This is a genomic window from Escherichia sp. KTE159, assembly GCF_000408805.1.
Classification (GTDB): domain Bacteria; phylum Pseudomonadota; class Gammaproteobacteria; order Enterobacterales; family Enterobacteriaceae; genus Escherichia; species Escherichia marmotae.
Genome location: NZ_KE137292.1, coordinates 1,619,951 through 1,639,868, shown reverse-complemented (window position 1 = coordinate 1,639,868; position 19,918 = coordinate 1,619,951). Strand labels below are relative to the sequence as shown.

At 51.9% G+C, this 19,918-nt stretch carries 15 protein-coding genes; 13 read left to right on the top strand and 2 right to left on the bottom strand.

Going from position 1 to position 19,918, the window contains the following annotated elements; genetic code table 11:
• Nucleotides 1–138 precede the first annotated feature (138 nt).
• On the top strand, nt 139–1,533 hold the full coding sequence (locus A31E_RS13750; RefSeq protein WP_016248766.1) for a YchO/YchP family invasin: 1,395 nt from the start codon (nt 139–141) through the stop codon (nt 1,531–1,533).
• On the opposite strand, the gene narL is transcribed toward A31E_RS13750, so the two are convergent.
• Nucleotides 1,534–2,184, bottom strand: a complete 651-nt coding sequence (gene narL / locus A31E_RS13755) for a two-component system response regulator NarL (RefSeq protein WP_000070491.1) — start codon at nt 2,182–2,184, stop codon at nt 1,534–1,536.
• Nucleotides 2,177–3,973 carry a nitrate/nitrite two-component system sensor histidine kinase NarX gene (gene narX / locus A31E_RS13760; RefSeq protein WP_000918090.1) on the bottom strand — a complete coding sequence of 599 codons (1,797 nt, stop codon included), beginning with the start codon at nt 3,971–3,973 and terminating at the stop codon, nt 2,177–2,179. The genes narL and narX overlap by 8 nt, the downstream gene beginning before the upstream one ends.
• Nucleotides 3,974–4,311: 338 nt before the next feature.
• On the opposite strand from narX, the gene narK reads away from it, so the two are divergent.
• The 12 genes from narK (at nt 4,312) to A31E_RS13820 (ending at nt 19,914) form a co-directional block, all read left to right on the top strand.
• Nucleotides 4,312–5,703 (top strand): nitrate transporter NarK, encoded by a 1,392-nt coding sequence (gene narK / locus A31E_RS13765; RefSeq protein ID WP_000019812.1) that lies wholly within the window; start codon nt 4,312–4,314, stop codon nt 5,701–5,703.
• A gap of 391 nt (nt 5,704–6,094) precedes the next feature.
• A complete protein-coding gene (locus tag A31E_RS13770) occupies nt 6,095–9,838 on the top strand; it encodes a nitrate reductase subunit alpha (RefSeq protein ID WP_016248765.1) in 3,744 nt (1,247 codons plus the stop codon).
• On the top strand, nt 9,835–11,373 hold the full coding sequence (narH, locus tag A31E_RS13775; RefSeq protein WP_000702663.1) for a nitrate reductase subunit beta: 1,539 nt from the start codon (nt 9,835–9,837) through the stop codon (nt 11,371–11,373). Before A31E_RS13770 ends, narH begins: the two co-directional genes overlap by 4 nt.
• Nucleotides 11,370–12,080 (top strand): nitrate reductase molybdenum cofactor assembly chaperone, encoded by a 711-nt coding sequence (narJ, locus tag A31E_RS13780; RefSeq protein WP_000571675.1) that lies wholly within the window; start codon nt 11,370–11,372, stop codon nt 12,078–12,080. Before narH ends, narJ begins: the two co-directional genes overlap by 4 nt.
• The gene (gene narI, locus A31E_RS13785; RefSeq protein ID WP_001160120.1) at nt 12,080–12,757 is read left to right on the top strand and encodes a respiratory nitrate reductase subunit gamma; all 678 of its coding nucleotides are present in this window, start codon (nt 12,080–12,082) and stop codon (nt 12,755–12,757) included. The genes narJ and narI overlap by 1 nt, the downstream gene beginning before the upstream one ends.
• A 251-nt stretch (nt 12,758–13,008) precedes the next feature.
• Complete coding sequence (locus A31E_RS13790) at nt 13,009–14,016, top strand: 3-oxoacyl-[acyl-carrier-protein] synthase III C-terminal domain-containing protein (RefSeq protein WP_010375753.1); 1,008 nt, start codon at nt 13,009–13,011, stop codon at nt 14,014–14,016.
• On the top strand, nt 14,013–15,029 hold the full coding sequence (locus A31E_RS13795) for an NAD-dependent epimerase/dehydratase family protein (RefSeq protein WP_016248764.1): 1,017 nt from the start codon (nt 14,013–14,015) through the stop codon (nt 15,027–15,029). Before A31E_RS13790 ends, A31E_RS13795 begins: the two co-directional genes overlap by 4 nt.
• The gene (locus A31E_RS13800; protein ID WP_001074136.1) at nt 15,007–15,813 is read left to right on the top strand and encodes an MBL fold metallo-hydrolase; all 807 of its coding nucleotides are present in this window, start codon (nt 15,007–15,009) and stop codon (nt 15,811–15,813) included. Before A31E_RS13795 ends, A31E_RS13800 begins: the two co-directional genes overlap by 23 nt.
• On the top strand, nt 15,810–17,096 hold the full coding sequence (locus A31E_RS13805; RefSeq protein WP_016248763.1) for a F390 synthetase-related protein: 1,287 nt from the start codon (nt 15,810–15,812) through the stop codon (nt 17,094–17,096). The genes A31E_RS13800 and A31E_RS13805 overlap by 4 nt, the downstream gene beginning before the upstream one ends.
• Nucleotides 17,093–17,710 (top strand): phosphatase PAP2 family protein, encoded by a 618-nt coding sequence (locus A31E_RS13810; protein ID WP_010375759.1) that lies wholly within the window; start codon nt 17,093–17,095, stop codon nt 17,708–17,710. Before A31E_RS13805 ends, A31E_RS13810 begins: the two co-directional genes overlap by 4 nt.
• Complete coding sequence (locus A31E_RS13815; RefSeq protein ID WP_016248762.1) at nt 17,703–18,830, top strand: sterol desaturase family protein; 1,128 nt, start codon at nt 17,703–17,705, stop codon at nt 18,828–18,830. The genes A31E_RS13810 and A31E_RS13815 overlap by 8 nt, the downstream gene beginning before the upstream one ends.
• Nucleotides 18,817–19,914, top strand: coding sequence for a fatty acid desaturase family protein (locus tag A31E_RS13820; protein WP_016248761.1), 1,098 nt, complete (start codon nt 18,817–18,819; stop codon nt 19,912–19,914). Before A31E_RS13815 ends, A31E_RS13820 begins: the two co-directional genes overlap by 14 nt.
• Nucleotides 19,915–19,918: the final 4 nt, after the last annotated feature.

Genomic DNA, 19,918 nt, shown 5'->3' with positions numbered 1-19,918 from the left:
ACTGTTTTTGTGCTGTCTGACCAATTTGCCGCATTTTTAGGATTTTCCATAAAGCGTGAGAAAGTACGAGAAAAGTTACCAGTAATCGTTATTCTATAAAGTAATGAGTGTTCATTTTTATCGGAAACTACTGACGTTTTGAGCCGTATCGTCTTTCGTGTTATCCCGCTTTTTTTACTCTTGCTGCTGGCAGGCGGTATGGCTGATGCACAGCCATCCTTTGAGCAGCAATCGACAAATCCTTTTGATAACGATAATGATGGTCTGCCGGATTTAGGAATGGCACCGGAAAATCATGACGGTGAAAAACACTTCGCTGAAATTGTGAAAGATTTTGGTGAAACCAGTATGACGGATAACGGTCAGGATACAGGCGAACAAGCGAAAGCCTTTGCGCTGGGAAAAGTCCGTGATGCGCTTAGCCAGCAGGTTAATCAGCATGTAGAATCCTGGCTTTCGCCGTGGGGGAACGCCAGTGTTGACGTCAAAGTGGATAACGAAGGACATTTCACCGGAAGTCGGGGAAGCTGGTTTGTACCGTTGCTGGATAACGAGCGCTATCTCACATGGAGCCAGGTTGGACTGACCCAGCAGGACGATGGTCTGGTAAGTAATCTTGGCGTGGGTCAACGCTGGAAGCATGGCTCGTGGTTGATGGGATACAACACGTTTTATGACAACTTGTTGGATGAAAATCTTCAGCGGGCAGGCTTTGGTGCTGAAGCCTGGGGAGAATATCTGCGCCTGTCGGCAAATTATTATCAGCCTTTTGCCTCATGGCGTGAACAGACAGCTTCGCTTGAGCAACGTATGGCGCGCGGTTACGATCTGACCGCCCGAATGCGAATGCCGTTTTACCAACATATCAACACCAGCGTCAGCGTCGAACAATATTTTGGCCAGAGTGTTGATCTGTTTAACTCTGGCACGGGGTATCACAATCCAGTTGCCTTGAGTCTGGGGCTAAATTACACACCTGTGCCACTCGTCACAGTGACCGCCCAGCATAAACAAGGCGAAAGTGGAGAACGCCAAAATAACCTCGGACTGAATATTAACTACCGTTTTGGCGTGCCGCTCAATAAACAACTGTCTGCTGGTGAAGTTGCGGAAAGTCAGTCGCTGCGCGGTAGTCGCTATGACAATCCGCAGCGAAATAATTTGCCGGTTATTGAGTATCATCAGCGTAAAACTTTAACGGTGTTTCTGGCGACACCGCCCTGGGATCTTAAACCCGGCGAATCTGTACCGCTGAAATTACAAATCCACAGTCGTTACGGTATTCGCCAATTGATCTGGCAGGGAGATACGCAGATGTTAAGTCTGACGTCGGGAGCAACTGCCAACAGTACGGATGGCTGGACGCTGATCATGCCGGACTGGCAGAGCGGGGAAGGGGCGAGCAATCACTGGCGATTGTCGGTGGTGGTGGAAGATAACCAGGGACAGCGTGTCTCCTCCAATGAGATCACGCTAACGCTTGCCGAACCTTTCGATGCGATGGCAAAGGACGAACTGCGCTGGGAACCATAATCAGAAAATACGTTCCTGATGCACCCATACCGCGGCTTCCACACGAGATTTGAGCTTCATTTTTTTCAGCATGTGCTTCACATGTACTTTTACCGTGCTTTCTGTGATGTCCAGTCGGCGGGCAATCATCTTATTCGGTAAGCCCTGAGCAATCAGCTTCAGAATATCGCGCTCGCGCGGTGTTAACTGGTTGACGTCGCGTTCAGTAGTCGCGCGGTTAGCACGCAGGCTGGCGGCCAGAACGGGGGTTAACGCCTCGCTTAATACCATTTCGCCAGCAGCAGCCTGATGTAACGCTTTCAACAGATCTTCCGGCTCCATATCTTTTAACAGATAGCCATCTGCGCCGCGTTTCAGGGCGGTGACCACGTCCTCTTCATGGTTAGAGACGCTGAATACCACAATGCGACCGGATAAAGATTTTTCACGCAGTTTATCCAGCGTTTCCAGACCGTTCATGCCGGGCATATTCAGATCAAGCAGAATCAGATCCGGATCGAGAGATTCCGCCAGTTCAATACCCTGCTCGCCATTACTTGCTTCGCCAACCACGGTGATATCGGGGGCCATGCTGATAAGCTGTTTTACGCCAGTTCGCAGCATCGGGTGATCGTCGATCAGCAGGATAGTAGCCGGTTCCTGATTACTCATGGGTATCTCCTTGGACGTCTGTGAAATTTTTTTCGGGAATAAAAGTGACCACCACTTCGGTGCCACCTGATTCACGACGGCGGACGCGGCAGTCGCCACGCAGACTTTGCGCACGGTCACGCATAATTATCATGCCGTAGTGATTGCTGCGGATGGCATTTTCAGGCACTCCGCAGCCGTTATCCTGGACGGTCAGTTTGACCTGATTATCGTTTTGCGCCACTGTTACCACGACCTCGCTCGCTTGCGAATGTTTGAGGGCGTTACTTAATGCCTCACGGGCAATTTGCAACAGATGGATTGCCTGATGCGAAGGCACCAGGCGCGGTGGCAATTGGTAATCCAGCTTCACCGGAAAGCCAAATTTGGCGCTGTATTCTTCACAACTTGCTTCCAGTGCCGGGCGTAACCCCGGTTCGGTGAGCTGTAAACGGAATGTGGTGAGCAGCTCACGCAACTGCGCCCAGGAAGCATTCAGTTCGTTACGGATCTGGCTTAACAGGTCGCGGCTGCTTTCTGGCAGCGCGTCGCCTTGCATCTGTAAACAACTCACCTGCATCTTCATGCAAGAGAGAGATTGGGCAATAGAATCATGCAGTTCGCGCGCAATGGTGGCACGCTCTTCCATCACGATCAACTGCTGCTGGCGTTCCTGATGGCGATCCAGTGCCAGAGTGGCGGTTAATTGCTCAACCAGCGTATCCACCAGTTGCTGTTGATCATGGCTTAGATGGCGGCCCTGCGGCAGAGTCGCCAGCAAAATTCCGTACTGCATATGAGAATCGGTCAGTCGCCATTTCAGGGTCGTGCCGCGATCGCCAACAGGTAATACGCCGCGCGGGCAGAGTTGGCAGCCTTTGTCGTCGCAGGTCATATCCGACTGGCAGGTGAACTCCTGATGGTTCTCTTCATCTTCAGTGTCATACACCCGCAGTTCGATATCACGCAGTAGGGTTAAATTTTGTAAGCCGTTGAGTACGGGAGACAGGCGTTCACACAGCGGGGCGCGAGAATGCAAACGACGGTTAGCCTGCCACAAAAAAGAGAGGATCTGATTTTTATGTTCCAGACCGGCGGTTTTTTCCCGTACTCGCTGCTCAAGTACGGCATAACTCTCCGCCAGTTCCGCAGACATATTGTTCAGCGCTGTTCCTAACATCGCCATTTCATTGCGACCGCTGATATGTGCCCGCTGGCTAAAATCACGGTGACTTACCGCACTCGCCATCGCCAGCAATTGCCGCCACGGTTGCAGCAGTCGCGCTCGCAGCCAGATAATGGTGAAGACCAAGAGCAATGTCATAAACACCGCCATCACCCGGTGGACCATCACTACCGTCTCAATGCGCATTTCAGTGGTGTGATCAAAACCTGAGACTAACTGATCCAGCCCGGCAACAAACTGACTGACGTCTGCCGATACGGTTTCTCTGGTTTGCGCACGTAATAGTCCTGGAACGAGTTCATTGCGCCAGTACTCCTGCAAACTTTTTAGTTGTTCCTGTTGCCCGTCGCGTTCTGCGGCACGGCTTAATTCTGGGCTAAAGGCGGTTTGCTCCATCTCTTTTAGCAACGGCGTGTCTTTCTCGCTTAATGGCACCGCTGCCAGCAGGCGGTAACTTTGCATACGCAGCGATCCTGCTTTGTTGATGGCATGAGCGCTGCCCTGAACGCCTTGCACCAGCCAGCCAGAAACAGCCATCCCCGCCAGTCCAATGGCGGTAGAAAGCAAAACAATAAGCGCAACCTGATTGACCAGGGTGAGCGGAGAGAGACAACGTTTAAGCATGTAAACCTCTTCCTTCAGGCTTTGAATGAGCAATAACCTTAATGAATGTGATGATACATTCTGAAATGGCATTATTCTCAGCTATTGGCTGAAGTATACCCATACCCGGAAAGAGTTACTCCTTATTTGCCGTGTGGTTAGGCGTTTTACATCAGTAAGGGTAGGGATTTTACAGCGCCGTGAAAAATCTCATAATTTTTATGAAATCTCTGTACTCACTATGGGTAATGATAAATATCAATGATAGATAAAGTTATATTGTCGTTTGATTTATATCAAATTACCTTTAGCTACAGCCACTAAGGTGGCAGACATCGAAACGAGTATCAGAGGTGTCTATGAGTCACTCATCCGCCCCCGAAAGGGCTACTGGAGCTGTCATTACAGATTGGCGACCGGAAGATCCTGCGTTCTGGCAACAACGCGGTCAACGTATTGCCAGCCGCAACCTGTGGATTTCCGTTCCCTGTCTGCTGCTGGCGTTTTGCGTATGGATGTTATTCAGTGCTGTCGCGGTGAACTTACCGAAAGTCGGCTTTAATTTTACGACCGATCAGCTATTTCTTTTAACCGCACTACCTTCGGTTTCTGGCGCATTATTGCGGGTACCATACTCCTTTATGGTTCCAATCTTCGGTGGGCGTCGCTGGACGGCGTTTAGTACTGGTATTCTGATTATTCCTTGTGTCTGGCTGGGTTTTGCCGTGCAGGATACCACTACGCCATACAGCGTATTTATCATCATTTCTTTGCTGTGCGGCTTTGCTGGCGCGAACTTCGCTTCCAGTATGGCAAACATCAGCTTCTTTTTTCCGAAGCAGAAACAGGGTGGCGCGCTGGGCCTGAATGGTGGTCTGGGTAACATGGGCGTCAGCGTTATGCAGTTGGTTGCTCCGCTGGTGGTATCACTGTCGATTTTTGCTGCATTTGGTAGCCAGGGCGTAACACAACCGGATGGCAGCGAATTGTATCTGGCTAACGCCTCCTGGATATGGGTGCCGTTCCTCGCCATCTTCACCATTGCGGCGTGGTTTGGCATGAACGACCTTGCTACCTCGAAAGCCTCCATCAAGGAGCAGTTGCCGGTACTCAAACGGGGTCATCTGTGGATTATGAGCCTGCTGTATCTGGCGACTTTCGGCTCCTTCATCGGCTTCTCTGCGGGTTTTGCCATGCTGTCAAAAACGCAGTTCCCGGATGTGCAGATTCTGCACTACGCCTTCTTCGGACCGTTTATTGGCGCACTGGCACGTTCTGCGGGAGGGGCACTGTCTGACCGTCTCGGCGGCACCCGTGTAACGCTGGTGAACTTTGTCCTGATGGCGATTTTCAGCGGCCTGCTGTTCCTCACCTTACCGACTGACGGGCAGGGCGGAAGTTTCATGGCGTTCTTCGCGGTCTTCCTCGCGCTGTTCCTGACGGCGGGGCTGGGGAGTGGTTCCACCTTCCAGATGATTTCCGTGATTTTCCGTAAACTGACGATGGATCGCGTGAAAGCAGAAGGTGGTTCTGACGAACGCGCTATGCGTGAGGCAGCAACCGACACTGCAGCGGCGCTGGGCTTTATCTCTGCCATTGGTGCTATCGGTGGCTTCTTTATCCCGAAAGCGTTCGGTAGCTCACTGGCATTAACGGGTTCGCCAGTCGGTGCAATGAAAGTATTTTTGATTTTCTATATCGCCTGCGTGGTAATTACCTGGGTGGTATATGGTCGGCATTCTAAAAAATAAATCGTAATATTTGATTATCCTTTGCGCGGCGTAATGTCGCGCTTTTTTTATTTGTCATTTAGTTACAACATACTTTCAGAGGGATAATTATTTCAACGGCGTCATTAAGCATCATTAATATGTCATCCATGGGGGATACTCCTTAATACCCACCTGTATAAAAATCCGAAGCGTTTAAATGTGCTTAGATGTAAAAGTTATTAACTTACAATATGTTAGGTGAAACATTTTAATTACCCCAAAGGGGTATATTAGGAAATTACTTTATTTTTCATCCCCTCCACACTTGATCGTTATCAATTCCCACGACGTTTCAGAGCGTTACCTTCATTTTAAACATTAGCAATGTCGATTTATCAGAGAGCCGACAGGCTCCCACAGGAGAAAACCGATGAGTAAATTCCTGGACCGGTTTCGCTACTTCAAACAGAAGGGTGAAACCTTTGCCGATGGGCATGGCCAGCTTCTCAATACCAACCGTGACTGGGAGGATGGATATCGCCAGCGTTGGCAGCATGACAAAATCGTCCGCTCTACCCACGGGGTAAACTGCACCGGCTCCTGTAGCTGGAAAATCTACGTTAAAAACGGTCTGGTGACCTGGGAAACCCAGCAGACTGACTATCCGCGTACCCGTCCGGATCTGCCAAACCATGAACCTCGCGGCTGCCCGCGCGGTGCCAGCTATTCCTGGTATCTCTATAGCGCCAACCGCCTGAAATACCCGATGATGCGCAAACGCCTGATGAAAATGTGGCGTGAAGCGAAAGCGCTGCATAGCGATCCGGTTGAGGCATGGGCTTCTATTATTGAAGACGCCGATAAGGCGAAAAGCTTTAAGCAAGCGCGTGGACGCGGTGGTTTTGTTCGTTCTTCCTGGCAGGAAGTGAACGAACTGATCGCCGCGTCTAACGTTTACACCATCAAAAACTACGGTCCGGACCGTGTTGCTGGTTTCTCGCCAATCCCGGCAATGTCGATGGTTTCTTACGCATCGGGTGCCCGCTATCTCTCCCTGATTGGCGGTACTTGCTTAAGCTTCTATGACTGGTACTGCGACCTGCCTCCAGCTTCTCCGCAAACCTGGGGTGAGCAGACTGACGTGCCGGAATCTGCTGACTGGTACAACTCCAGCTACATCATTGCCTGGGGTTCTAACGTTCCGCAGACCCGTACTCCAGATGCTCACTTCTTTACCGAAGTGCGTTACAAAGGCACCAAAACCGTTGCCGTAACACCTGACTATGCTGAGATCGCTAAACTGTGCGACCTGTGGCTGGCACCGAAACAAGGCACCGATGCGGCGATGGCGCTGGCGATGGGCCACGTAATGCTGCGTGAGTTCCATCTTGATAACCCAAGTCAGTATTTCACCGACTATGTGCGTTGCTACACCGACATGCCGATGCTGGTGATGCTGGAAGAACGCGATGGTTATTACGCTGCGGGTCGTATGCTGCGTGCCGCCGATCTGGTTGACGCGCTGGGCCAGGAAAACAATCCTGAATGGAAAACCGTAGCCTTTAATACGCAAGGCGAAATGGTCGCGCCGAATGGTTCTATTGGCTTCCGCTGGGGCGAGAAGGGCAAATGGAATCTGGAGCAACGTGACGGCAAAACCGGCGAAGAAACCGAACTGCAACTTAGCCTGCTGGGTAGCCAGGATGAGATTGCTGAAGTGGGCTTCCCGTACTTTGGCGGCGACGGCACTGAACACTTTAACAAAGTGGAACTGGAAAACGTTCTGCTGCACAAACTGCCGGTGAAACGCCTGCAACTGGCTGATGGCAGCACCGCGCTGGTGACTACGGTTTATGACTTGACGCTGGCAAACTATGGCCTGGAACGTGGTCTGAACGACGTCAACTGCGCAACCAGCTATGATGATGTGAAAGCCTACACTCCGGCCTGGGCTGAGAAGATCACCGGTGTCTCACGTTCGCAAATTATCCGTATAGCCCGTGAATTTGCTGACAACGCTGATAAAACGCACGGTCGTTCGATGATTATCGTTGGTGCCGGTCTGAACCACTGGTATCACCTCGATATGAACTATCGTGGTCTGATCAACATGCTGATTTTCTGCGGTTGTGTCGGTCAGAGCGGCGGCGGCTGGGCACACTACGTAGGTCAGGAAAAACTGCGTCCGCAAACCGGCTGGCAGCCGTTGGCGTTTGCCCTTGACTGGCAGCGTCCGGCACGTCATATGAACAGTACCTCTTATTTCTATAACCACTCCAGCCAGTGGCGTTATGAAACCGTCACGGCGGAAGAGCTGCTGTCACCGCTGGCGGATAAATCCCGTTATACCGGCCACATGATCGACTTTAACGTGCGTGCTGAACGTATGGGCTGGCTGCCATCTGCTCCGCAGTTAGGCACTAACCCGCTGACCATCGCACGTGAAGCAGAAAAAGCCGGGATGAATCCGGTTGACTATACGGTGAAATCCCTGAAAGACGGTTCCATTCGTTTTGCTGCGGAGCAGCCGGAAAACGGCAAAAACCATCCGCGTAACCTGTTCATCTGGCGTTCTAACCTGCTGGGTTCTTCCGGTAAAGGTCACGAGTTTATGCTCAAGTACCTGCTGGGGACGGAACATGGTATCCAGGGCAAAGATCTGGGGCAGCAGGGCGGAGTGAAGCCGGAAGAAGTGGACTGGCAGGACAACGGTCTGGAAGGCAAGTTGGATCTGGTGGTGACGCTGGACTTCCGTCTGTCTAGCACCTGTCTCTACTCCGACATCATTTTGCCGACTGCAACCTGGTACGAAAAAGACGACATGAATACTTCGGATATGCATCCGTTTATTCACCCGCTGTCTGCGGCGGTCGATCCGGCCTGGGAAGCGAAAAGTGACTGGGAAATCTACAAAGCCATCGCGAAGAAATTCTCCGAAGTGTGCGTTGGTCATCTGGGTAAAGAAACTGACATCGTCACGCTGCCGATCCAGCACGATTCTGCCGCTGAACTGGCGCAGCCGCTGGATGTAAAAGACTGGAAAAAAGGCGAATGCGACCTGATCCCAGGTAAAACCGCACCGCACATTATGGTCGTAGAGCGCGATTATCCGGCAACTTACGAACGCTTTACCTCTATCGGTCCGCTGATGGAGAAAATCGGCAACGGTGGTAAAGGTATCGCCTGGAACACCCAGAGCGAGATGGATCTGCTGCGTAAGCTCAACTACACCAAAGCGGAAGGTCCGGCGAAAGGCCAGCCGATGCTCAACACGGCGATTGATGCGGCGGAAATGATCCTGACGCTGGCACCAGAAACCAACGGTCAGGTAGCCGTGAAAGCCTGGGCGGCACTGAGTGAGTTTACTGGTCGTGACCATACGCATCTGGCGCTGAATAAAGAAGACGAGAAGATCCGCTTCCGCGATATTCAGGCACAGCCGCGTAAAATTATCTCCAGCCCGACCTGGTCTGGTCTGGAAGATGAACACGTTTCTTACAACGCCGGTTACACCAACGTTCACGAGTTGATTCCGTGGCGCACGCTCTCTGGTCGCCAGCAGTTGTATCAGGATCATCAGTGGATGCGTGATTTCGGTGAAAGCCTGCTGGTCTATCGTCCGCCGATCGACACCCGTTCGGTGAAAGAAGTGATGGGGCAGAAATCCAACGGTAATCCGGAAAAAGCCCTCAACTTCCTGACGCCGCACCAGAAGTGGGGGATCCACTCCACTTACAGCGACAACCTGCTGATGCTGACCTTAGGTCGCGGTGGCCCGGTGGTCTGGCTGAGCGAAGCTGATGCGAAAGAGCTGGGTATTGCCGATAACGACTGGATTGAAGTCTTCAACAGCAACGGTGCGCTAACTGCCCGTGCGGTTGTCAGCCAGCGTGTTCCGGCAGGGATGACCATGATGTACCACGCGCAGGAACGTATCGTTAACTTGCCTGGTTCAGAAATCACCCAACAGCGTGGGGGCATCCATAACTCGGTCACCCGTATTACGCCGAAACCGACGCATATGATCGGTGGCTATGCCCATCTGGCATACGGCTTTAACTACTACGGCACCGTAGGTTCTAACCGCGATGAGTTTGTTGTAGTGCGTAAGATGAAGAACATTGACTGGTTAGATGGCGAAGGCAATGACCAGGTACAGGAGAGCGTAAAATGAAAATTCGTTCACAAGTCGGCATGGTGCTGAATCTCGATAAGTGCATCGGCTGCCACACCTGTTCAGTTACCTGTAAAAACGTCTGGACCAGCCGCGAAGGCGTGGAGTACGCGTGGTTCAACAACGTTGAAACCAAGCCGGGTCAGGGTTTCCCAACCGACTGGGAAAACCAGGAAAAATATAAAGGCGGCTGGATCCGTAAAATCAACGGCAAACTGCAACCGCGCATGGGTAACCGCGCCATGTTGTTGGGTAAAATCTTCGCTAACCCGCATCTGCCGGGGATCGACGATTATTACGAGCCGTTCGATTTTGACTATCAGAACCTGCATACCGCGCCGGAAGGCAGCAAATCGCAGCCGATTGCTCGTCCGCGTTCGCTGATTACTGGCGAACGGATGGCGAAAATCGAAAAAGGGCCGAACTGGGAAGATGACCTGGGCGGCGAATTTGACAAACTGGCGAAAGACAAGAACTTCGACAACATCCAGAAGGCGATGTATAGCCAGTTCGAAAACACCTTCATGATGTATCTGCCGCGCCTGTGCGAACACTGTCTGAACCCGGCATGTGTGGCGACCTGCCCGAGCGGTGCGATCTACAAGCGTGAAGAAGATGGCATCGTCCTGATCGATCAGGATAAATGCCGTGGCTGGCGTATGTGCATCACCGGATGCCCGTACAAAAAAATCTACTTCAACTGGAAGAGCGGTAAGTCTGAGAAATGCATTTTCTGCTATCCGCGTATTGAAGCGGGTCAACCGACCGTGTGTTCAGAAACCTGCGTGGGTCGTATCCGTTATCTCGGCGTGCTGCTGTACGATGCGGACGCTATTGAACGTGCAGCCAGCACCGAGAACGAGAAAGATCTCTACCAGCGCCAACTGGAAGTGTTCCTCGATCCGAACGATCCGAAAGTCATTGAGCAGGCAATTAAGGACGGTATTCCGCTGAGTGTTATTGAAGCGGCACAGCAGTCGCCGGTTTATAAAATGGCGATGGAGTGGAAGCTGGCGCTGCCGCTGCATCCGGAATATCGCACGCTGCCGATGGTCTGGTACGTTCCGCCTCTGTCACCGATTCAGTCTGCGGCAGATGCGGGCGAACTGGGTAGCAACGGCATTCTGCCAGACGTTGAAAGTCTGCGTATCCCGGTTCAGTATCTGGCGAATCTGCTGACCGCCGGTGATACCCAACCGGTGCTGCTCGCGCTGAAACGTATGCTGGCAATGCGTCATTACAAACGAGCTGAAACCGTTGACGGTAAAGTCGATACCCGTGCGCTGGAAGAGGTCGGTCTGACCGAAGCTCAGGCGCAGGAGATGTACCGTTATCTGGCGATTGCTAACTATGAAGATCGCTTTGTGGTGCCGAGCAGCCATCGTGAACTGGCGCGGGAAGCTTTCCCGGAGAAAAATGGCTGCGGCTTTACCTTTGGTGACGGCTGCCACGGCTCAGATACGAAATTTAATCTGTTCAACAGCCGCCGTATCGATGCCATCGACGTGACCAGCAAAACGGAGCCACATCCATGATCGAACTCGTGATTGTTTCGCGCCTCCTTGAATATCCGGATGCTGCCTTGTGGCAGCATCAACAAGAGATGTTTGAGGCTATTGCTGCGTCGGAAAACTTACAGAAAGAAGATGCCCATGCGCTGGGCATTTTCCTGCGTGATTTAACTGCGCTTGATCCGCTGGATGCGCAGGCGCAGTACAGCGAACTGTTTGACCGTGGTCGCGCCACATCGCTACTGCTGTTCGAACATGTTCATGGCGAATCCCGCGATCGTGGCCAGGCAATGGTTGACCTGTTGGCGCAGTACGAGCAGCACGGCTTGCAGCTAAATAGCCGTGAATTGCCGGATCATCTGCCGCTGTATCTGGAGTATCTGGCGCAGTTGCCGAAAAGCGAAGCGGTAGGGGGCTTGCAGGACATTGCGCCGATTCTGGCGTTGCTGAGTGCTCGTCTGCAACAGCGTGAGAGCCGCTACGCGGTGTTGTTTGATTTGCTGCTCAAACTGGCGAATACCGCTATCGACAGCGACAAAGTGGCGGAAAAAATTGCCGATGAAGCACGCGATGATACGCCGCAGGCGCTGGATGCCGTCTGGGAAGAAGAGCAGGTTAAGTTCTTTGCTGACAAAGGCTGCGGTGATTCGGCAATCACTGCCCATCAACGTCGCTTTGCGGGTGCCGTCGCGCCGCAATATCTGAATATCACCACCGGAGGACAGCACTAATGCAATTCCTGAATATGTTCTTCTTTGATATCTACCCGTACATTGCAGGGGCGGTCTTCCTGATTGGTAGCTGGCTGCGCTATGACTACGGGCAGTACACCTGGCGCGCGGCGTCCAGCCAGATGCTGGATCGCAAAGGGATGAACCTGGCGTCGAACCTGTTCCATATCGGGATTCTGGGGATTTTTGTCGGTCACTTCCTCGGTATGCTGACGCCGCACTGGGTTTACGAAGCGTGGCTGCCGATTGAAGTGAAACAGAAAATGGCGATGTTTGCTGGTGGTGCCAGCGGCGTGCTGTGCCTGATTGGTGGTGTGCTGTTACTGAAACGCCGTCTGTTCAGCCCGCGCGTGCGTGCAACCACTACCGGAGCAGACATCCTGATCCTGTCACTGTTAGTCATCCAGTGTGCACTGGGTTTGCTGACCATTCCATTCTCCGCTCAGCATATGGACGGTAGTGAGATGATGAAACTGGTTGGTTGGGCGCAGTCAGTAGTGACCTTCCACGGTGGCGCTTCTCAACACCTCGACGGTGTGGCATTTATTTTCCGTCTGCACCTGGTGCTGGGGATGACTTTATTCCTGCTGTTCCCGTTCTCGCGTTTGGTACACATCTGGAGCGTACCGGTAGAGTATTTGACGCGTAAGTATCAGTTGGTGCGTGCTCGCCACTAAGCCAGAAAAATAAGTCGTCTGGCGCAAAATGGCAAAGTGCCTGATGCGCTGCGCTTATCAGGCCTACGAGAATTCTGCAATATATGGAATTAGCTCATTTTTGTAGGCCTCACGCCGCATCCGGCATAACGCAGAGTACGTTGTCAGCCTGCTGAAATTGCCAGTTACACACTGTCAATTTTTTCGGATTGTAGGGAAACGTATCCCACCTCTATGATAGGTCCCCCTGGAGCAGTGAAGGAGCACTGACCGTGGATCGACCTAATCAACCGACGATCTCCGCGGCGTTAAAAATAATCGCCACGGGGATCGCCTTACCACCGAATAAAATCACTTCTCAACAACTGGATGTTCAGCTAAATAAACCTGCGGGCTATGTTGAGCGACGTTCCGGCATTTGCTGGCGTTATTTCGCCAGTAACGACGCCAGTCAGGCCGAACTGGCAGCAGAAGCTTTGCATAATGCGTTGTCGACTGCTGCGTTAAAACCGTGTGATATTGATCTGTTAATTTGTGCGTCAGCCGTTGCTGTACAGGCATTACCCTGTAGCGCAATTCATATTCTCAAAGCCGCAGCCATGCCTGCAGGCATTGCCGGGTTTGATATCAACAGCAGTTGCGTTAGCTTTATTTCTGCACTGGAAGTGGCTGCCGGATTATTAAACAGCGGAGCATATCGGCGGATCGCCATCGTTTCGGCGGATATCGCTTCACGCGGTATTGACTGGAACCATGAAGAATCGTCATTAATTTTTGGTGATGGTGCGGCGTGCGCGATTGTTGAGCGGGGCAATGGTCGCAGCGGGATTATTGCCAGCCTGATCGAAATGTACCCCGAAGGCAGCGAACTATGTGAAATACGCGCTGGCGGCACGCGGTGTAATCCACGCTCAGGCGTCAGTAACAGCGACTTTCTTTTTCATATGCAGGGGAAACCGCTGTTTCGTTTTGCCTCTTCGCTTATTGAAGATTATTTTTCGCGCTTACTGCAAAAAAGCGACCTGCGACTGAGTGATATCGGCACGGTCGTTCCTCACCAGGCCAGTCATCTATCCCTTGAACATATGCGAAAACGGCTGCAAGTGCCGGGACCCGCGCTCGTCGATGTCTACCGTTTCTACGGCAATCAGGTGGCGGCCTCTATACCCACAGCGCTGCATGAAGCGGTGATTAGCGGTCGTTTCACTGCAGGTAGACCTGCGATGTTGATTGGCACGGCAGCAGGATTAACACTGGCTGGTCTGGTGCTTTTACCGTGAAGATCCTCGTGACGGGGGCAACCAGCGGCCTGGGGCGAAATGCCGTGCAATATTTGTTGCAATCGGGTGTGTCGGTAGTGGCAACAGGGCGAAATTGCGAGGTCGGTAAAAATCTGACAAGCGCAGGCGCACAGTTTGTGGCTCTCGATTTAACCCTGGCAACTGAGGATGATTGCGCACGGCTGGTAGAAGGCTGCGATGCTGTCTGGCACTGTGCGGCGAAGTCTTCGCCCTGGGGCAACAAAACGGCATTCTGGCTCGCCAATGTCAAAGCGACCCACACTCTGGCACAGGCGGCAGGCAGGCTGAGGATCCCCCGGTTTATCCATATCTCTACGCCTGCGGTTTACTTTGATTTTCAACATCACTATGACTTGCAAGAAACCTATCTTGCGCGAGCATTCTCCAGCCATTACGCCCGCAGTAAATACGCCGCTGAGCAGGTTATTGCCAGGGCAGTAGCTCAATATCCTGCCACGAGGTTTATTCTTTTGCGTCCCCGTGGTTTGTTTGGCCCTCATGACCAGGTGATTGTTCCCCGTCTGATGCAGCAACTGCAACAGGGCGGCGGCTGCTTACGTTTGCCGCGGGGTGGTGAAGCGTTACTGGATCTCACTTTCGTGCAGAACGTGGTGTATGCCATGCAACTGGCAACGCAGGTTGCAGGCTTACGCTCGGGCAGTATTTACAACATCAGCAATCATCAGCCGCAGAAATTATCTGTAATGCTTGACGCCTTGCTGCACCAGCAATTGGGCTTGAGCTACCGAATTGCTGCCGTTCCCTGGCCATTGCTTTCTGTGGTTGCGCGAGGCCTGGAACTGTACGGGAAATGCGTTAATCAGGAGCCTGTCATCACACGTTACAGCGCCGGAACACTCTGTTTTGATATGACGCTGAGTGCGCAAAAGGCCATTACAGAGCTGGGATATCACCCGCGCTTTTCGATGGAACAAGGTATTGCAATCACGGGACAATGGCTGAGGGAACATGGCAAAAATAACCGCATTTGAAACGGGCTGGTGTACACATATTGGCTGTATTGCGCTGAAAGGGGCAGGGCTGAAAGTGTGTAAATTCCCCGCCCGTGCGTGGCTGCTGGAAGCGGGTGAGAAACGCTGGCTGTGGGACACTGGCTATTCTTCGTGGTTTGCACATTACACGCAAGCCGGCGTATTTCGCTTTTATCGTCAGGTCACTCCGGTATATTTCGATCCGCAACAAGCGCTGGTACGGCAACTCTCCGCACAGGGACTGATGGCGAAAGATGTTGATACGATTATTCTGTCGCATTTTCACGCCGATCATATTGCTGGCCTGCGAGATTTCCCTAATGTCGCCTGCATCTGTTCTGGTGAAGGCTGGCGGCAGGTAAGAACTCTGCGTGGTGTCGCTGCGCTGCGCCAGGCCTTTGTGCCAGGGCTAATCCCGGAGAGTTTTGAGTCCTCACTCCGTTTTATTGAAAGTTTTGAAGCGGTAAGTTTGCCCGCACAACTGGCACCGTTTGAGCATGGTTACTTGCTACCAGAAAGCCGTGGTGAAGTCATTCTTGTACCGCTGCCGGGCCATGCAGCCGGACACATTGGGGCGTTTGTTCTTACTGATGATGGCTGGATTTTACTGGCTGCCGATGCCGCGTGGGCACCTGCTAGTTATCGGGAACTGCGTGGACCGTCACCGCTGGCGCATCTGGTTATGTCTGACAGCCACGCCTACTACCGCACGCTTGGGCAATTACATCAGCTTTGGCAAAACGGCGCAGTGGATATTCGATTATGCCACGAGGGGGAACTATGATCCCGCTGACGTTGCTCTGGCGCTACTTTCGTACCCGCAGGCTGCATTTTACCGATCGTCAGGCGCTGGAAAACTGGCAGGCAAAAAGGTTGCATTTGTTCCGGCAAAATACCTTGTCTAAAAGTCTGTGGTTTCAGCGTTATCTGGCGTTGCCCTTTAACCAGTGGCCATTGATGGACAAAGCGTTAATGATGACGCATTTCGATGAGATGAATACCGCAGGTTTAAAGCGCGATGAGCTTCTCGTCTGTGCGATGCGCAGTGAGCAGAGCCGTGATTTTAAACCCTGTGTTGGCAAGTTCAGCGTTGGACTTTCATCTGGCACATCGGGGCGTCGTGGGCTTTTTGTCGTTAGCCCACAGGAGCAGCAGATTTGGGCCGCAGGTGTGCTGGCAAAAGTGTTGCCCGATGGATTGTTTGCCAAAGAGCGAGTAGCACTGTTTCTGCGAGCAGATAACAACCTCTATCAAAGTGTGAATAATCGCTGGTTAAGCCTCGATTTTTACGATCTGTTAGCGCCATTCCAGGCGCAAACCAAACGGCTGGAACAACGTTCGCCTACGATCATTGTCGCACCAGCTCAGGTATTACGCGCACTCGCGCTGGCGGTCATTGCGGGAGATCTGACGCTGAAGGTCAAAAAAGTGGTTTCGGTGGCGGAAGTTCTGGAGCCGCAGGACAGGGAATTACTGCGCAGCGTGTTCAGCAATGTGGGCGAAATTTATCAGGCGACAGAAGGGTTTCTCGCTTCTACCTGCCGTTGTGGCACGTTACATCTCAATGAAGAATTTATTCACGTTGAACCACAATGGCTGGATGAACGCCGTTTCGTACCGATCGTCACTGACTTTACTCGCACCACACAACCGGTGGTGCGTTATCGACTTGATGACGTGTTGGTGGCAAGCGAACAGCCATGCCCCTGTGGCAGCGCGACAATGGCGATTGCGCGTATCGAAGGGCGGCAGGATGATCAACTGCAACTGCCGACAAGATCTGGTGATGTTCAGACCGTTTTTGCCGATGCCTGTAGTCGTGTGCTGGCGATGACGTTGCCGCTAACAGCCGATTATCGACTGCTACAAACCGGAGCAGCACAGTTGACGTTATTAGCTGATTGCGAACTGCGGATGCTGGAGCATTGTCGGGAGGCGTTGAATGCCTTGTTTATGCGCCAGAATATCGCGGTAGAGCAACTGATATGGTCGCTGGAATCGCAAACTGTGCCCGTTGCTTTTACAGCCAAGCGGCGGCGGATTGTGCGTCAGTGGGGGCGGGAATGAGCAATCTGTTGCGACGCCTGAAACAGATGCTGTTTGGCTGGGGAACTGTTGGGGTTATCTACAACTTTAGCGATCGCCTGCAAGGTGAGGGATGTCAATTAACGCCTTCCGTGATTGATAATCTGATTCCATTTTCCCCTTCAGCCGTGTGGTTGTATCTCTCGTTTTTTCTTGTTGTACCGTTAGGCTATTTATCAACACCACTTTCCCACCTGCGCTGGCTGGCCCGGTCAATGCAACTTTCGGCACTGGCGGCTGGTGTGTTTTATCTTCTCTGGCCCACAACAATGCAATATCCCCCGTTTGTGCAGTCTGGGGTATCTGCGGGTGCACTAAACGGGCTGATAGCGATTGACTCAAGCCAGAACTGTTTCCCTTCTTTACACGCTGCGCTCACGCTGTTGACAGTATGGGCAATAGCCAAAAAGGGGAACCGTTGGCTGACGCTGATGAGCGTGGTTTGGGCGATAGCTATCGCCTTTTCAATTCTGCAATTACGCAGGCATTTATTTATTGATTTAGTCGGTGGCGTGATGTTGGCGTTGATTTGCGGTTGGATAGCTGCGTGGCTGGATATGCGCGACAGGCGAGAAAGGAATATGAATCATGAGTGACTTATTAACCCCTATTATCCTGATGATGTTATTTGTGTTAGTCGAAGCCGGAGTATTGCAAGTATCAGGACGACAGAAAATCGACTGGCTGGACGTTATTTTCAATATCAACTCCGGACATATGATGCTGTGGCTATTTCGCTGCCTGGAAGTACTCTGCTATAGCCTGGTGGTCAATCACTTTAGCTTTGGGCTGTTTGATAATGCGCCCGTGATCCTGCTGTGGCTGTTTACTTTGCTGGTGTGGGATTTCGGTTTTTACTGGCTACATCGATGGCATCACGAGGTGCGCCCGCTGTGGGCGGTTCATGTAGTGCATCATCAGGGGGAACACTACAACCTGTCATTAGGTGTACGTAACTCGTGGTACTCCTCATTGACCTCAATTCCGTTTTTTATGCTGCTGGCGCTGCTTGGAGTACCACTAAGTGTCTTTCTGGCAGTTTCCATCGCGCATTACAGTTGGCAGTTTTTTAACCATAATGCGCTAACGCCGAAACTGGGTTGGCTGGAAAAGGTGCTGATCACGCCTTCTCACCATCGCATCCATCATTTGAATGAAAAACAATATGCCGATACCAATTACGGTGGCACCTTTTTGTTGTGGGATAAACTTTTTGGTTCGTATAGCGCCGGGCCGGATCATGGCAATGTTGCCTATGGCGTAAAAAATAGTCGATTATCCTGTAATCCGATGCGCGAAAGTAATCTGCCTTTTTTACGCTTAATGGGGTTTCACTCTGTTGGCAAAGCGATTGAACGCCGATACCAGAGTTCTCCGTGGGCTGTGGGTGCAGGGGTTATTCTGCTGTTTATGATGGTGCTGGGCTACATCCAGCAATATGGCTATGGCATTGAGTATATTACCAGTGAGCAGGCTGTATTATTCGTGTTACTGGTGGCAGGCTCAGTAGCTCTGGGGGGCATGGGCGATGGACGACGTTGGGGAATGATTTTGTGGTGCTCTGTGACGTTGTCACTGCTTTATTTTATTCTTTATATGTGTTCATGGAGCACTCTGGTCTGGAAGGGATTAGCTGGCGTTTTGCTGGCCCATTGTGTGTTATTCGTGAGTGGTGTGGGGCGTAAGTCGCTAAGGAAACACTATGAACCTGTTTAATCCCAACAGGTTAATCACTTTTCCTGCCGATGATCCGCACCTGGTAAAACAGTTGCAAAAGGGTACGAAAGCGTATCTGGCAAAATCAGGTGATCATCGATATGCCGACGGATGGGCATTCGCCAAAATGGTGACACTGATTATTGCTTGCCTATCCTGTTATTCACTGGCGTTGTCTCAAAGCCAGTGGGTGTTATATCTATTGTGGTATCTGGCGATGATATTTTGCGCCATGTTGTTAGCGGTCAATGTGGTGCATGACGCTTCGCACGATGCATTTTTGCGTGGTAAAAAGGCCAATGCCTGGCTTAATCGGATGGTTGCTTTTCCGATAGGGCTTGATCCTGACTGCTGGCGGGTGCGCCATGTACGCTTTCATCACGGTTTTACCAATATCGAATTTTACGATCCTGACACCGCAGAAAATGGCATTCTTCGCCAGACGCCATGGCAACGGTGGCGACCTTTTATGCGCCAGCAACATCGCTACTGGCCGCTGGTCGCGGCGCTAACCTTTCCCTGGTATATCTGGGTAGTGGACTGGCTCGATCGTGGAGGGTTCACGCCGGTAACGCCGCATCTGGCATTGCGTGGTTTTACTGGCTGGGGGTATTTTTTAGGCGGCAAACTGGCGCACTTCGCCATGTGCCTGCTGCTTCCTTTCTGGCTATTGTCCGATGTGTTTAGTTTTAGGGCTATTCTGCTGATTTATTTGCTCAGTCAAATGCTCGCTTCTCTGATCTTTGTCATGCTGATCATAGGAACACATTGGGCAAAGGGGAATACCCAGTTGCCGCCAGAAGAGGGGAAAATAGCAGTGGGCAGGCTGGCTCATACTTTCGCTACAACCTTTGACTGGACGCCACAACCGGCATCGCTTGGTTATTGGTTGGGCGGGATTAATTTGCATCTTACCCATCATCTTTTTCCCCACTGGAATCATCGCCACTATCCGGCGTTAAGTCGCATTATTGCGGATATCGCAAAGCAGAAGGGGCTGGATTACCAGTTACTGACGTTATCGGATTTGTTGGGGCTACAGCAGCAATTTTTACGGCGAATGGGTGAGAAGCCTAAGAATTGAGATA

What these genes read in the sequence shown, in the direction of transcription:
- narH (WP_000702663.1), top strand. Translation starts at nt 9,835, where the DNA reads ATGAAAATTCGTTCACAAGTCGGCATGGTGCTGAATCTCGATAAGTGC.
- A31E_RS13815 (WP_016248762.1), top strand. Translation starts at nt 17,703, where the DNA reads ATGAGTGACTTATTAACCCCTATTATCCTGATGATGTTATTTGTGTTA.
- A31E_RS13800 (WP_001074136.1), top strand. Translation starts at nt 15,007, where the DNA reads ATGGCAAAAATAACCGCATTTGAAACGGGCTGGTGTACACATATTGGC.
- A31E_RS13805 (WP_016248763.1), top strand. Translation starts at nt 15,810, where the DNA reads ATGATCCCGCTGACGTTGCTCTGGCGCTACTTTCGTACCCGCAGGCTG.
- A31E_RS13810 (WP_010375759.1), top strand. Translation starts at nt 17,093, where the DNA reads ATGAGCAATCTGTTGCGACGCCTGAAACAGATGCTGTTTGGCTGGGGA.
- A31E_RS13770 (WP_016248765.1), top strand. Translation starts at nt 6,095, where the DNA reads ATGAGTAAATTCCTGGACCGGTTTCGCTACTTCAAACAGAAGGGTGAA.
- narK (WP_000019812.1), top strand. Translation starts at nt 4,312, where the DNA reads ATGAGTCACTCATCCGCCCCCGAAAGGGCTACTGGAGCTGTCATTACA.
- narI (WP_001160120.1), top strand. Translation starts at nt 12,080, where the DNA reads ATGCAATTCCTGAATATGTTCTTCTTTGATATCTACCCGTACATTGCA.
- narX (WP_000918090.1), bottom strand. Translation starts at nt 3,973, where the DNA reads ATGCTTAAACGTTGTCTCTCTCCGCTCACCCTGGTCAATCAGGTTGCG.
- narL (WP_000070491.1), bottom strand. Translation starts at nt 2,184, where the DNA reads ATGAGTAATCAGGAACCGGCTACTATCCTGCTGATCGACGATCACCCG.
- A31E_RS13820 (WP_016248761.1), top strand. Translation starts at nt 18,817, where the DNA reads ATGAACCTGTTTAATCCCAACAGGTTAATCACTTTTCCTGCCGATGAT.
- narJ (WP_000571675.1), top strand. Translation starts at nt 11,370, where the DNA reads ATGATCGAACTCGTGATTGTTTCGCGCCTCCTTGAATATCCGGATGCT.